13 protein-coding genes are annotated in these 12,560 nt (G+C 60.7%); 10 read left to right on the plus strand and 3 right to left on the minus strand.

Annotated features, from left to right (window positions below):
- Positions 1-68: 68 nt before the first annotated feature.
- The 3 genes from E8Q40_RS02740 to E8Q40_RS02750 all read right to left on the minus strand — a co-directional run bounded on the left by E8Q40_RS02740 (position 69) and on the right by E8Q40_RS02750 (position 1,538).
- A complete protein-coding gene (locus tag E8Q40_RS02740; protein ID WP_137042945.1) occupies positions 69-551 on the minus strand; it encodes a J domain-containing protein in 483 nt (160 codons plus the stop codon).
- A 41-nt stretch (positions 552-592) separates the two neighbouring features.
- The gene (locus E8Q40_RS02745) at positions 593-931 is read right to left on the minus strand and encodes a Rieske 2Fe-2S domain-containing protein (protein WP_137042946.1); all 339 of its coding nucleotides are present in this window, start codon (positions 929-931) and stop codon (positions 593-595) included.
- Between the two features lie 112 nt (positions 932-1,043).
- Positions 1,044-1,538 (minus strand): group II truncated hemoglobin, encoded by a 495-nt coding sequence (locus E8Q40_RS02750; RefSeq protein ID WP_137042947.1) that lies wholly within the window; start codon positions 1,536-1,538, stop codon positions 1,044-1,046.
- A gap of 307 nt (positions 1,539-1,845) precedes the next feature.
- Between E8Q40_RS02750 and modA the strand changes: the two genes are divergently transcribed.
- The 10 genes from modA (at position 1,846) to sufD (ending at position 12,556) form a co-directional block, all read left to right on the plus strand.
- Positions 1,846-2,646, plus strand: coding sequence for a molybdate ABC transporter substrate-binding protein (gene modA, locus E8Q40_RS02755; protein WP_137042948.1), 801 nt, complete (start codon positions 1,846-1,848; stop codon positions 2,644-2,646).
- A 46-nt stretch (positions 2,647-2,692) separates the two neighbouring features.
- Positions 2,693-3,364: a molybdate ABC transporter permease subunit gene (modB, locus tag E8Q40_RS02760; RefSeq protein WP_246663138.1), complete on the plus strand. Its 672-nt coding sequence runs from the start codon at positions 2,693-2,695 to the stop codon at positions 3,362-3,364.
- Positions 3,361-4,458, plus strand: coding sequence for a molybdenum ABC transporter ATP-binding protein (modC, locus tag E8Q40_RS02765; RefSeq protein WP_137042950.1), 1,098 nt, complete (start codon positions 3,361-3,363; stop codon positions 4,456-4,458). The genes modB and modC overlap by 4 nt, the downstream gene beginning before the upstream one ends.
- Positions 4,459-4,534: 76 nt before the next feature.
- A complete protein-coding gene (gene modD / locus E8Q40_RS02770; protein WP_137042951.1) occupies positions 4,535-5,380 on the plus strand; it encodes a ModD protein in 846 nt (281 codons plus the stop codon).
- 264 nt (positions 5,381-5,644) lie between these two features.
- Positions 5,645-6,493 carry an SDR family NAD(P)-dependent oxidoreductase gene (locus tag E8Q40_RS02775; RefSeq protein WP_137042952.1) on the plus strand — a complete coding sequence of 283 codons (849 nt, stop codon included), beginning with the start codon at positions 5,645-5,647 and terminating at the stop codon, positions 6,491-6,493.
- A gap of 270 nt (positions 6,494-6,763) precedes the next feature.
- A complete protein-coding gene (nifA, locus tag E8Q40_RS02780) occupies positions 6,764-8,497 on the plus strand; it encodes a nif-specific transcriptional activator NifA (protein ID WP_137042953.1) in 1,734 nt (577 codons plus the stop codon).
- Positions 8,498-8,653: 156 nt separating this feature from the next.
- Positions 8,654-8,848 (plus strand): 4Fe-4S dicluster domain-containing protein, encoded by a 195-nt coding sequence (locus tag E8Q40_RS02785; RefSeq protein ID WP_137042954.1) that lies wholly within the window; start codon positions 8,654-8,656, stop codon positions 8,846-8,848.
- 74 nt (positions 8,849-8,922) lie between these two features.
- Positions 8,923-10,407 (plus strand): Fe-S cluster assembly protein SufB, encoded by a 1,485-nt coding sequence (gene sufB, locus E8Q40_RS02790; protein WP_137042955.1) that lies wholly within the window; start codon positions 8,923-8,925, stop codon positions 10,405-10,407.
- A 53-nt stretch (positions 10,408-10,460) separates the two neighbouring features.
- The gene (sufC, locus tag E8Q40_RS02795; RefSeq protein WP_137042956.1) at positions 10,461-11,219 is read left to right on the plus strand and encodes a Fe-S cluster assembly ATPase SufC; all 759 of its coding nucleotides are present in this window, start codon (positions 10,461-10,463) and stop codon (positions 11,217-11,219) included.
- Positions 11,220-11,224: 5 nt separating this feature from the next.
- Positions 11,225-12,556, plus strand: coding sequence for a Fe-S cluster assembly protein SufD (sufD, locus tag E8Q40_RS02800; protein ID WP_137042957.1), 1,332 nt, complete (start codon positions 11,225-11,227; stop codon positions 12,554-12,556).
- Positions 12,557-12,560: the final 4 nt, after the last annotated feature.

Consider the following 12,560-nt stretch of genomic DNA (forward strand, 5'->3'; position numbering starts at 1 on the left):
CGCTGGCGTGATTTCAGACTCGGCCTTGTATGGCTGTTCGCGCTGTGTTGCGGGTTATGCCAGCAAGTCTACGCGGCGCTCCCGAATTGCTCGAGTAGAGCGTCGCGCGCCTCAGCGATACGACGGTAATGTTCGTCGCTGCCGCCTGCGTCGGGATGCGCGGCTTTGGCAAGTTGCCGGAAGGCAGCATTGATTTCCGAGGGCTTGAGCACGCCCGCCATCGGCAGGTTCAGCACCTCGCGGTGTTCCTTATTGTCGTTGTCGAAATCTCGCTCAAATAGGAAGGAGAAGGCCCGGCGCTTTTCCTGAGCTTCGCGGCGCAGATCGACCTGGTCCGCCTGCCATCTCGCGCGCGACATCACGAGACAGCCGCCAAAGGCGATCCGGCCCAGCCTTTCAAGTTCGTCAAGATTGAACGGTCCTACGACCTCATAGGGGGGCGCCAGAAAGGCCCGCCTGCCACCCGCGCCATCGTCGACATGACCGACCGTCGCCATATCGAGGATGCCTATCGAGCCGTTCCAGATCACCCATTGCTCTTTGTCCGTCATGCCGCGCGCTTCTTTTTATGCGAGAGCTGGCATTGCCGATGTCACGCCGGCGAACGCGCCGCCTTGACAGGCCCGACGTCGACTTGGATCTCGTCACCCTCCACGCGCAATGTGTAAGAGTGGAGCGCGTTGCGGACGAGGTGTGTCACACACTTGCCGCTTGTGCTGTCGAAGCCCCACTGGTGAATCGGGCAAGTGATGACCTGGCCGTTGAAGGTGGCGTCGGTCAACGGCATATCCGCATGCGGACAGCGCCCGCGATAGGCCTTGAGCTCGCCGCCTGTCGGCCAGAGCAGGAGCACACTTTTCTTGCCCACATGAAAGAGGCCCATGCCGCCTTCGGCGACCGCACTCGTGGGGCAGATAGATGTGAACGCCATATGAGCTGCCGTCTGAAAAGGAGCGTCGGCCTCGGATCACGCAATTTCCAGGCCAGCGGAAAAGCCCTCTGGCTGACCTCGGGCGGGGCGCCGTGTCGCAAAGGCGACGTCATCATCCATGTCTATTCCGAGACGGCGGATTATCGTGTGGATTTCCCGGTTGGTTGCGCATCCAATCCGCCAATTTAAAGAAGGCCTGAAAGAGTTCGGCGCGTAGCCCGGCGTTGGGAATGGTCTCGTCCAATGCTCCACGCATACACAAAAGCCAGGCGTCGCGTTCGGCTTCGCCGATCTTGAAGCCAAAGTGGCGCATGCGCAGCCGCGGGTGACCGCGCTCCTGGGAATAAAGCGGCGGGCCTCCCAGCCATTCGCCGAGATAACGCTTCAGCACTTCCTTTGTCGGCGATAGGTCGGCGGAGTGCATTGCACGGATCACTTTGGCCTCTGGCAGGGTGTCCATGCGCGCGTAGAAAGCCTCGACCAGACGGTCCACCGCCGGCGCGCCGCCAATGCGCGAGAACTGCGTGCCTTCGACGGGGGCTTCATTCGCGACGTTCTCCGTGTCCTGACGCACATCAGAGCCTTGCTGCTGGGCCAAACGAATCATGATCGGTGTCTCCGGCGACGCGCGCCATCATCGGTATGTACGTCGATATACACGAACTGCGCCGAAGATCGACATGCCTAGATGAACGCAATTTTCCTGCCAAGCAACGACGCGACGCCGATCAGATGTAGCACATCGACGTCTTGTGAGTCGCTGGCACGACATCTGCACTTATTATTTCACGGTCCATTGAATGGGCGTCGCTTGTCGTGTTTGGTACGCACCCTTGTCGTATTCCCGACGCTATATGCACGGGGAATATCGCCACCCCAAGCGCGCGCCCTGTAAATTCTATCGGGAGACGTGCATGTTCGAATTCCGGCGGCGCGCCCTGTTGCGATCTGCGGTCATCGTTGGGATCGCGGTGGCAACATCTTCGCTGCCGATCGAGGCGCTCTCACAGCAGTCCTCGCCTCCCATCGTTTTCGCCGCTGCGAGTCTCAAGACGGCGCTTGATGCGATTGCCGCGGACTGGCGAAAGGATACTGGCAAAGCCATTGCCATCTCCTATGCGTCTTCATCGGCCCTCGCCCGCCAGGTCGAGCAGGGCGCACCAGCCGACGTCTTTTTCTCCGCCGATCTCGATTGGATGGATTGGCTGCAACAGCGCAACCTCATCAAGACGAATACGCGCGAGACACTTCTCGGCAACACCTTGGTTCTTATTGCGCCAGCGGACGCCGCGGTGTCGTTTAAGATCGCGCCCGGAGCGGACCTCGGTGCGGCGCTCGGCGGCAGCCGTTTAGCAGTAACCGAGGTCAAATCGACGCCGGCGGGAAAGTACACCAAGTCTGCCCTCGAAAAGCTCGGGATGTGGGCAGGTGTCGAGAAGGAGTTGGCCCAAGCCGATACGGTCCGGGCGGCGCTTGCGTTTGTCGCGCGTGGTGAGGCGCGGTTTGGCGTCGTCTATGCGACCGACGCCAAAGCCGAGCCGAAGGTGAGGGTTGTCGATGTCTTCCCGACGTCGAGCCATGAGCCCATCGCCTATCCGGTTGCGCTCACCGCTTCTTCCATCAATCCCGATGCCTTGGCGTTTCTCGCCTATTTGAAGACCCGAGACGCCGGCAAGCGCTTCGTCGAGCAGGGCTTCAGCATTCTTGGACAGTGACAGTGTCGGGGATCCGGTTGTGATCGAATTCTCGCCCGAGGAGTGGATGGCCATTCGTCTGTCACTGCGGATTGCAACGACGGCGATGCTGGTAAGCCTTCCATTGGGCATCTTCACCGCTTATGTGCTCGCCCGCTGGCGTTTCCCCGGCAAGGTCCTTCTCGATGGCTTCATCCATTTGCCGCTGGTACTGCCACCCGTCGTGACCGGTTACATGCTGCTGATGTTGTTCGGCCGGCGCGGCCCGCTCGGCTCTCTCCTCGCGGAGCACCTGGGTATCGTGTTTTCGTTTCGGTGGACTGGAGCCGCTCTGGCCTGCGCGGTGATGGGCTTCCCGTTGCTCGTGCGCCCGATCCGGCTTTCGATCGAAGCCATTGACCGTCGATTGGAAGACGCGGCAGGAACGCTCGGCGCGAATGGTCTGTGGACATTCACCCTTGTCACTTTGCCACTTTCCTTGCCCGGCCTTCTTGTCGGGTCGATCTTGTGCTTCGCGAAGGCGCTTGGCGAGTTTGGCGCGACCATCACCTTTGTCTCGAACATTCCGGGAGAGACGCAGACCATTTCGGCCGCCATTTACACCTATACTCAGGTCCCGGGGGGTGATGACGGAGCATCGCGGCTGACGATCGTGTCGATCGTAATCGCGCTCGGCGCTTTGATCGTTTCCGAGATCATGCAGCGCGGCGCCGACAAGCGCGTGGCCGGCCTCGAATGATCCGGGTCGACGCTGCGCTCAAGCTTGGTGCCTTCGATCTCGACATCTCGTTCGAGAATGATCTCGGCATCACTGCCTTGTTCGGCCGCTCGGGCTCGGGCAAGTCGATGACGATCAATCTGATCGCCGGCCTTGCCCGTCCGGATCGCGGCCGCATCATGCTCGAAGACCGTGCGCTCGTCGATACGGAGAATAATGTCTTCGTTCCAAAACACCGCCGGCGCGTCGGTCTCGTGTTCCAGGATGCTCAGCTTTTTCCGCACTTCAACGTCAGGCAGAACCTTCTGTTTGGGCGCTGGTTTGCTCCGAAGAGGGAGCCTGCTATCGCTTTCGACCGGGTGGTTGACACACTTGGCATCGGTCATCTGCTTGGGCGCCGGCCGGCGCGCCTATCGGGCGGGGAAAAGCAACGCGTGGCGATCGGCCGTGCGCTGCTCGCATCACCGAAAATATTGCTCATGGATGAACCGCTGGCATCGCTCGATACCGAACGTAAGCTTGAAATTCTGCCGCTGGTTGAGTCACTACGGGACGAATTCAGAATTCCGATCGTGTATGTGTCACACGCCGTCGAGGAGGTCGCACGACTAGCGGCACGTGTGGTCGTGTTGGAGCGGGGCCGGGTGCGCGCGCTCGGTACCGTCGAGGATGTCCTGGGGCCGGGACGTCCTCAGCCCGGCGAAAGCCGCTTTGCCCGCGCCTCCATCGTTACGGGGCGTATCTCCGGCGTCGATACGGCCTATGGGCTGACCGAGATTTCGCATCCTGCCGGAACGATCTGGCTCGCAGCCCGCACGGGGCCGGTCGGGCGTGAGGTGCGCGTCGTCATCAAGGCGACCGACGTCACACTGTCCACGAACCGCCCGCGCAACCTCAGCATCAGAACGACGCTTGTCGGCACGGTCGCGAGCATCGAGTCTGACGACGGACCGCTCGCCGCCGTCCATATAAATCTGGAGGGGCATGGCCAACTCGTCGCGTTGGCGACCCGCAAGGGCGTCGACGAGCTTGGGCTCGGCCGCGGCGACCAAGTCTTTGCGCTGGTGAAAGCCGTCGCGCTCGATGAACGCACTGTGGCGGCCGCCCAGCCTTGATCGCCGTCCGAGCAGGGGCGAATGTGGAATTCAGCGAACGCGCTGTTTGTGTCAGCAGTGAGTGGGGAACTCCGCAATGACTGTGCTGTCTCTCGTAGAGATTGAAAGGCTTCTTGCCGAGGACGTTCCCTATGGCGACCTCACCACTGAAACGCTTGGCATCGGCGGATGTCCAGGATCGGTTTGCTTCACTGCGAGAAATGCGATGGTCGTTGCTGCAATCAAAGAGGCTGAAGCTCTTTTCAGCCTCGCCGGGGTGACCGCGCGTTGTCATGCCCGAACGGGCGATGCCGTTGCGTCCGACACGGTTCTTCTCACCGGGGAGGGTTCCGCAACCGGGCTACACCGCGCCTGGAAAGTGGCGCAGACCCTTGTCGAAATCTGGTCGGGCGTGGCAACGGCGACCCGATCGCTGGTTACGGCCGCTCGCGCAGCCCGCCCTGACATCGTGATCGCGTGCACACGCAAGAATGTCCCCGGTACGAAGGCACTCGCCATTGCGGCGATCAAGGCGGGCGGCGCGGCGGTGCATCGGCTCGGTCTGTCGGAGACGATCCTGGTGTTCCCTGAGCACCGTGTTTTCCGGGGCGACGGAGATGTTGCTTCCATTACTCGGGATCTGCGGGCGCGCGCGCCGGAAAAGAAACTCGTCATCGAGGTCAACTCGGTGGCCGAGGGGTTTGCGGCCGCGACCGCAGGTTTCGATGTGATTCAAACAGAGAAGTTCAGTCCGGCGATGGTTTCGCAATTGGCGACCGCTCTCGCTTCCGTGGCGCGGCGTCCGTTGATCGCCGCTGCAGGGGGTATCAATTCCGACAACGTGACTGCCTATGTGCAGGCGGGTGCCGATATCATTGTCACGTCGTGGCCCTATACGGCGCGCCCGGCGGATATTGCCGTGCAGATCAAGGCGAACGCGTAGTCGCCGAAAGTTAGCATAGGCCCTAATACGCTCGTCTATAAAAGGAAAATAGCGTTGTAATAAAAGATGCGTGATGTGTCGGGAAATCGACAATTTCCTTCGAAGATTCCTTCGAAGACAAGCACAAGACTGCATCGCACCGCGCTCGATCGGGCAAATTTGCTGCTCGAAAGCCGGTTTCTGTGATTTGGCCTGGTTCCTGCAAGTCTCCCCGCATCTTGGAAGTCGTCTAATGCCGTTGGTTCCCGACGGCATGGAGTTGTGATGCTCGGACGCGGGCTCAATAGCGAGAGGGTCCGGCGGTTGGAACCGTCGTCAGAGATCGGTGTGTCGTGTCCCTTTCACAGCGACGCGTCGCAAATTTTGGAGCCGACGAAACAGCGCAAGACGATGGTGTTGACCGGCGCGTCGCGCGGCATCGGTCATGCGACCGTTAAGCTGTTCTCGGATGCGGGCTGGCGGATCATCACTTGCTCGCGTCACCCGTTTGATGGCGAGCGTTGCCCTTGGGATGATGGGCCGGACGATCATGTACAAGTCGATCTTGGCGATCACCGGGCAATGCCGCAGGCGATTGCCGACATCAAGGCGCGACTCGGCGGAGGGCCGCTGCATGCGCTCGTCAACAATGCCGGCCTTTCGCCGAAGGCCGCCGAGGGCGACCGCCTCACTTCCCTGACGACTTCCGTGGAAACATGGATGAATGTGTTCCACGTTAACTTTCTCGCACCCATCCTGCTCGCTCGCGGTTTGTTCGACGAACTGAAGGATGGCCTCGGCACGGTCGTAAATGTCACGTCGATTGTCGGCTCACGTGTTCATCCATATGCGGGCACGGCCTATGCGACGTCGAAAGCGGCGCTGGCTTGCCTGACGAGAGAGATGGCGCATGATTTTGCGCCTTTCGGTATCCGGGTAAATGCGATCGCACCGGGCGAGATCAAGACGGACATCCTGTCGCCCGAAACCGAGGCGCGACTCGCGCCGCAAATTCCGATGGGCCGGATAGGCACGCCAGACGAGGTCGCGCGAGTCGTCTTCTTTCTGTGTTCGGATGCGGCGAGCTACGTAACCGGCGAAGAAATTCAGATCAATGGTGGCCAGCACGTGTAAGGCGCGACCGAGGCAACAGATTTCTCGCTGCAAACGGCGAGATGTGTCCTGCCAGTTAACGATAAACAACGCCCGGAGCGGATTTCGGCAACTCGATGATGCAGGCCCGGCGCGCCATCACAAAGAACAAGAACGCGCCAGTTGCGATCATAACTTCAGCAGAAAGGCCCGAAGTTTGGGCAAGACATTGGAGTGAGAATAGATCAAAATATGACGGAAAGAATATCAAAAAATACGGCAGGGAGGGTCGAGGGCGCTGGAGACAGGATCATGGTCCATGCCGAAGCACCTTCTGTTGTGCGCGAAGCGACGCGAGCGAGCGTAGCGCCTGTTCCGCTGAGTGAGATCACAATCACCGGCATTTATGAAGTCTCTAAAATCCTGAACGCGCCAACTCGACTCGAGACAACGCTCTCGAATGTTCTCAATCTTTTGTCGTCGTTCTTGCAGATGCGCAACGGCGTCATTTCGCTCTTGGCGGATGACGGCATTCCGGACATCACCGTCGGCGCCGGTTGGAACGAGGGCACCGACGAACGGTATCGCGCGCGCCTGCCAGAAATGGCGATAGGACAGATCGTGGCGACTGCAGTTCCGCTGGTTGTGGAGAATGTCGCGACCCATCCACTATTCAGCTACAGCGACGTTGCAGCGCTTGGCGCTACGCCTGAAGCGACAGTGTCGTTTATCGGTGTTCCAATTCGTATCGGTGCGAGAGTCGTGGGAACGCTGACAATCGACCGCATATGGGATGGCCGCGCCGTATTTCGCCTCGATAGCGATGTGCGATTCCTCACGATGATCGCCAATCTGATCGGTCAAACTGTTCAGTTGCATCGGCTTGTCGCGCGCGACCGCGATCGTCTCATGAGCGAGAGTCACCGATTGCAGAAGGAACTGTCGGAGCTGAAGCCGGCACGGGAGCGCAAAAAGGTCCGCATCGACGGAATTATCGGCGACAGTCCTGCGATCCGCGCGCTTCTTGACAAAATCATGATCGTTGCCAAGTCGAACTCGACCGTATTGTTGCGGGGCGAATCGGGGACCGGCAAGGAACTCGTCGCTAAGGCCATTCACCAGTTGTCGACTCGAGCCAAAGGGCCGTTCATCAAGATTAACTGCGCTGCTCTGCCAGAATCGGTTCTTGAGTCAGAGCTGTTCGGTCACGAGAAGGGCGCGTTCACCGGCGCGACCAACGCGCGCAAGGGACGTTTCGAGCTCGCCGACAAAGGAACGCTCTTTCTCGACGAGATCGGCGAGATTTCACCCGCCTTTCAGGCGAAGCTCCTGCGTGTGCTGCAGGAGCAGGAATTTGAACGGGTCGGCGGCAGCCAAACGATCAAAGTCGATGTCCGCGTCGTTACGGCTACCAACAAGAATCTCGAAGAGGCGGTTTCGCGCAACGAGTTTCGCGCCGACCTCTATTATCGCATTAGCGTTGTGCCGGTGCTGCTGCCGGCGTTGCGGGACCGTCGCACCGACATTCCGCTTCTGGCCAATGAGTTTCTCAGGCGGTTCAACGACGAGAACGAGCGCACTTTGGTATTCGAGGCCGATGCAATGAATGTGCTGCTGGGGTGCGGTTTTCCCGGCAATGTGCGCGAACTTGAAAATTGCGTCCAACGGACTGCGACGCTGGCCGCGGGCCCGTGCATCGTCATGGACGATTTTGCTTGCCGCCATAACGAATGTCTGTCGGCGATGCTGTGGAAGGGGCATGCGGATATACCCGCTCAGCGTCTGCCGGAGATTCCACTGCCTGTGGTCGCGCGGCCGGCGGCGATTGACGCGACAAAGGACCACTCCGTGGTAAGGCCGCAAGTGACGGTGCCGGCCATGCCTGCAGCGACCGGTGTCCTGGAGATGTCAGAGCGCGATCGTCTCGTGGACGCTATGGAGCGCGCCGGTTGGGTTCAGGCCAAAGCGGCGCGCTTGCTCGGACTGACTCCGCGTCAGATCGGCTATGCGCTGAAAAAGTACGACGTCGAGATCAAGCGCTTCTGACGAGAAGGCTGTCGCACTTGCGACACGATGTCGGGGCCACGACAGCGGGCCGCTAATCACCGCACCTAATAATCGTTATAAATCAAAGCTCTGACGTCTGGCACGCGGCTTGAAATAGCTGTGCTGTCGGGCACGCCTGTGCCTTCGGAGTCTGCCATGGCTTACAAGATTGTCGCCTCGCAATGCACCGTTTGCGGCGCTTGTGAATTCGAGTGCCCGAATGCCGCCATTCGCCTCAAGGGCGACATGTACATCATCGATCCGAAGAAATGTACCGAATGCGAAGGGCACTTCGACGCGCCGCAATGTGCGGCCGTTTGTCCGGTGGAGAACACCTGCGTGCCTGCGTGAGCGGACCCACTCTGGAGGCTCGACAGCCGCCGGGTGTGAACCGCATGAGAACGGAACCGTGAGCGGAGAGACGAATGTCGGCCGTACAAGAGACCGTCGAACAAGTCCGTAGTATCGACGTCGATCAATACAAGTATGGCTTCGTCACCGACATCGAATCGGAAAAGGCGCCGAAGGGTCTGTCGGAAGACATTGTTCGCTTCATCTCCGACAAGAAGAACGAGCCGGAGTGGATGCTGAAGTGGCGGCTCGAAGGCTATCGTCGCTGGCTGACGATGCGCGAGCCGGCCTGGGCGCGCGTCGACTATCCGCCGATCGATTATCAGGATCTCTACTACTATGCCGCCCCAAAGAAGAAAGCGGCGCTCAAGTCGCTCGATGAAGTCGATCCTGAGATTCTGAAGACCTACGAAAAGCTCGGCATTCCTTTGCACGAGCAGGAAATCCTGGCCGGAGTTGAGCGCCCTGAGGGCGAGCGCCCGCGCGTCGCTGTCGACGCTGTGTTCGACTCGGTGTCGGTCGCGACCACTTTCAAGGAGGAGCTGGCCAAGGCCGGTGTCATCTTCTGCCCGATTTCCGAGGCGCTGCAGAAGCATCCCGATCTCGTGCGCAAGTATTTGGGCTCGGTGGTCCCGCTGACGGACAATTACTTCGCGACGCTCAATTCGGCGGTGTTCTCTGACGGCTCGTTCGTCTACGTGCCGGAGGGCGTTCGCTGCCCGATGGAGCTGTCGACTTACTTCCGTATCAACGAGAAAAATACGGGCCAGTTCGAACGCACGTTGATCATCGCCGACAAGGGTGCCTATGTCAGCTACCTCGAAGGCTGCACGGCGCCGAAGCGCGACGAGAACCAGTTGCACGCCGCCGTGGTCGAACTGGTCGCGCTCGACGATGCCGAGATCAAGTATTCGACAGTGCAGAACTGGTACCCCGGCGATGCCGACGGCAAGGGCGGCATCTACAATTTTGTCACAAAGCGCGGCGACTGCCGCGGCAAGAATTCGAAGATCTCCTGGACCCAGGTTGAGACTGGCTCCTCGATCACGTGGAAGTATCCGAGCTGCATCCTGCGCGGCGAAAACTCGCGCGGCGAGTTCTACTCGATCGCGATCTCGAATGGCCGCCAGCAGGTCGACTCGGGCACCAAAATGATCCACCTCGGCAAGAACTCGACGAGTCGGATCATTTCCAAGGGCATCTCGGCCGGCAAGTCAAACAACACCTATCGGGGTCTCGTGTCGGCGCATCGGAAGGCGACGGGTGCCCGCAACTTCACCAACTGCGACTCGCTTCTGATCGGCGATCAATGCGGCGCGCACACCGTGCCATACATCGAGGCGAAGAACGCCTCCGCGGTGTTCGAGCACGAAGCGACGACCTCGAAGATTTCCGAGGAGATGCTGTTCTACTGCATGCAGCGTGGCCTGTCTCAGGAGGACTCAGTCGCGCTGGTCGTCAACGGTTTCGTACGCGACGTATTGCAGCAGTTACCGATGGAGTTCGCCGTCGAGGCCCAGAAGCTGATCTCGATCTCGCTCGAAGGAAGCGTCGGCTAGCGCCCCCGCCGGGACGCAGACGACTGAGAAAGCGTAACCAAAGGAGTTTTGCGATGACGGCCCTGTTGGAAATCCGGAACCTCCATGCCGAGGTCGGCGGGCGCAAGATTCTCGATGGCCTGGATCTCGTCGTGAATAAAGGCGAGGTGCACGCCATCATGGGGCCCAATGGAGCCGGCAAGTCGACCTTGTCCTATGTGCTGGCGGGCAAGCCCGGTTACGAGGTCACCGGGGGCGAGGCGCTGATGAACGGCGAGGACATCTTCGCGCTGTCGCCCGACGAGCGCGCCGCCAAGGGCCTGTTCCTGGCATTCCAGTACCCGCTGGAAATCCCCGGCGTCGCCACCATGACCTTCCTGCGCGCCACGCTTAATGCGCAGCGCAAGAAGCGCGGCGAGGAGGAACTGTCGTCTCCCGAGGTCGTCAAGCTGGTGCGCGACCTCGGTAAGAAGCTTGGCATCGACGCCGAGATGATGAAGCGGCCGTTCAATGTCGGATTTTCGGGCGGCGAGAAGAAGCGCAACGAGACCCTGCAGATGATGCTGCTGCAGCCGAGCCTGTGCGTGCTCGACGAGACGGACTCAGGGCTGGACATCGACGCGCTGAAGGTCGTTGCCAATGGCGTCAACCAACTGCGTTCGAGCGAACGCGGCATGGTGGTGATCACCCACTATCAGCGCCTGCTGGACCATATCGTGCCCGACATTGTGCATGTGCTGTCGGCGGGCCGCATCGTCCGGACCGGTGGTAAGGACCTCGCCTTGGAGCTCGAAGCCACCGGTTACGCGCAGTACCAGAGCGAGGCAGCGTGACGGCAATGAACGCGGAACCTCGCCCCCTCAAGACCACGACCGAACGGGCCTTGGCCGAGGCTTACATCGCCGCTAAAGCGGTGCTGCCCGGTGACGGCAACGTCGCCGCTCAGCGGGCCGCCGCGTTCGATCGTTTCGCGGCGAGTGGCCTGCCGCACCGCCGGGTGGAGCGGTGGAAATACACCGACCTGCGCAATTTTATGCCGGATGCCAAGCCGCTCGCGGCGCCGCCGGACGCGACGGCCAGGACGCGCGCCCGGGAGGCGGGCCAAGTATTGGCCGGCGTGGAATGCCGCCGTTTGTTCGTTGTCGATGGTTCCTTTGTCGCCGATCTATCCGATCTGGCTGGCATGGAGATGGGGCTCTCCATTCAGCCCATGGCCGAGGCGCTGGCCTCCGGCGATGCGCTGGTCTCGACCTATCTCGGCAAGATCATTGCGGTGGACGACCCCGCTCTGTCGCTCAACACGGCACTGATGGGCGACGGCGTGGTAATCCGGGTGGCGGCCGGTATGGCGATCGAGCGGCCGCTTCATCTCGTTTTCATCAGCACGAGCGACAAGCCGACCGCGATGTTCACGCGGTCGCTCATCGTGATCGAGGATGGTGCGCGCGCGACGTTGCTCGAAACCCATGAAGGTCCCGACCAATCCCCGTATCAGGTCAACGACGCGCTCGAGCTCGTGGTCGGCGATGATGCTCAGCTCGATCGAGTCAAGATCACGGGCGAGGGTACTGATGCTATCCACGTGGCGACGGTGCTCGCGACCGTCGGCGCCCGCGCCAAGATCAACGACTTCAGCTTCACGGTCGGGGGTGCCGTGGTCCGCAACCAGCTGTTTGTTCGGCTCGCGGGTCAGGATACGCTTCTAGGCATCCGCGGCGCCAGCCTGCTGACGCGCCGGCAACATGTGGACACGACGCTGGACATCGATCACATGGCCAGCGGCTGCCAGAGCCGAGAAGTCTTCAAATCGGTGCTCGACGAGGAGGCGCGCTCGGTCTTTCAAGGCAAGATCAGCGTGCGGCCGCAGGCGCAAAAGACCGACGGCCGGATGATGACGCGGGCTCTATTGTTGTCGAACGACGCCGAAGCCGACAGCAAGCCCGAGCTTGAAATCTTCGCCGACGACGTCCAATGCGGGCATGGCTCGACCGCCGGTGCGCTCGATGAGGAGCTCAAGTTCTATCTCATGGCGCGCGGCATCCCGGCCAAGGAAGCCGAAGCGATCTTGATTGAATCTTTCGTTGGCGACGTGGTGGACACGATTGAGCACGAGGGCGTCAGGGCCGCCTTGGCGAACGTTATTTCTCACTGGTTGCGGCAGCGGGGCTGAGGAT

Origin of the sequence: Pseudolabrys sp. FHR47 (assembly GCF_005153485.1) — a bacterium.
Classification (GTDB): Bacteria; Pseudomonadota; Alphaproteobacteria; order Rhizobiales; family Xanthobacteraceae; genus Pseudolabrys.

Bases quoted from the DNA above. Each gene is read 5' to 3' on its own strand.
- E8Q40_RS02740 (WP_137042945.1), bottom strand. From the start codon at position 551: ATGACGGACAAAGAGCAATGGGTGATCTGGAACGGCTCGATAGGCATC.
- E8Q40_RS02745 (WP_137042946.1), bottom strand. From the start codon at position 931: ATGGCGTTCACATCTATCTGCCCCACGAGTGCGGTCGCCGAAGGCGGC.
- E8Q40_RS02750 (WP_137042947.1), bottom strand. From the start codon at position 1,538: ATGATTCGTTTGGCCCAGCAGCAAGGCTCTGATGTGCGTCAGGACACG.
- modA (WP_137042948.1), top strand. From the start codon at position 1,846: ATGTTCGAATTCCGGCGGCGCGCCCTGTTGCGATCTGCGGTCATCGTT.
- modB (WP_246663138.1), top strand. From the start codon at position 2,693: ATGGCCATTCGTCTGTCACTGCGGATTGCAACGACGGCGATGCTGGTA.
- modC (WP_137042950.1), top strand. From the start codon at position 3,361: ATGATCCGGGTCGACGCTGCGCTCAAGCTTGGTGCCTTCGATCTCGAC.
- modD (WP_137042951.1), top strand. From the start codon at position 4,535: ATGACTGTGCTGTCTCTCGTAGAGATTGAAAGGCTTCTTGCCGAGGAC.
- E8Q40_RS02775 (WP_137042952.1), top strand. From the start codon at position 5,645: ATGCTCGGACGCGGGCTCAATAGCGAGAGGGTCCGGCGGTTGGAACCG.
- nifA (WP_137042953.1), top strand. From the start codon at position 6,764: ATGGTCCATGCCGAAGCACCTTCTGTTGTGCGCGAAGCGACGCGAGCG.
- E8Q40_RS02785 (WP_137042954.1), top strand. From the start codon at position 8,654: ATGGCTTACAAGATTGTCGCCTCGCAATGCACCGTTTGCGGCGCTTGT.
- sufB (WP_137042955.1), top strand. From the start codon at position 8,923: ATGTCGGCCGTACAAGAGACCGTCGAACAAGTCCGTAGTATCGACGTC.
- sufC (WP_137042956.1), top strand. From the start codon at position 10,461: ATGACGGCCCTGTTGGAAATCCGGAACCTCCATGCCGAGGTCGGCGGG.
- sufD (WP_137042957.1), top strand. From the start codon at position 11,225: ATGAACGCGGAACCTCGCCCCCTCAAGACCACGACCGAACGGGCCTTG.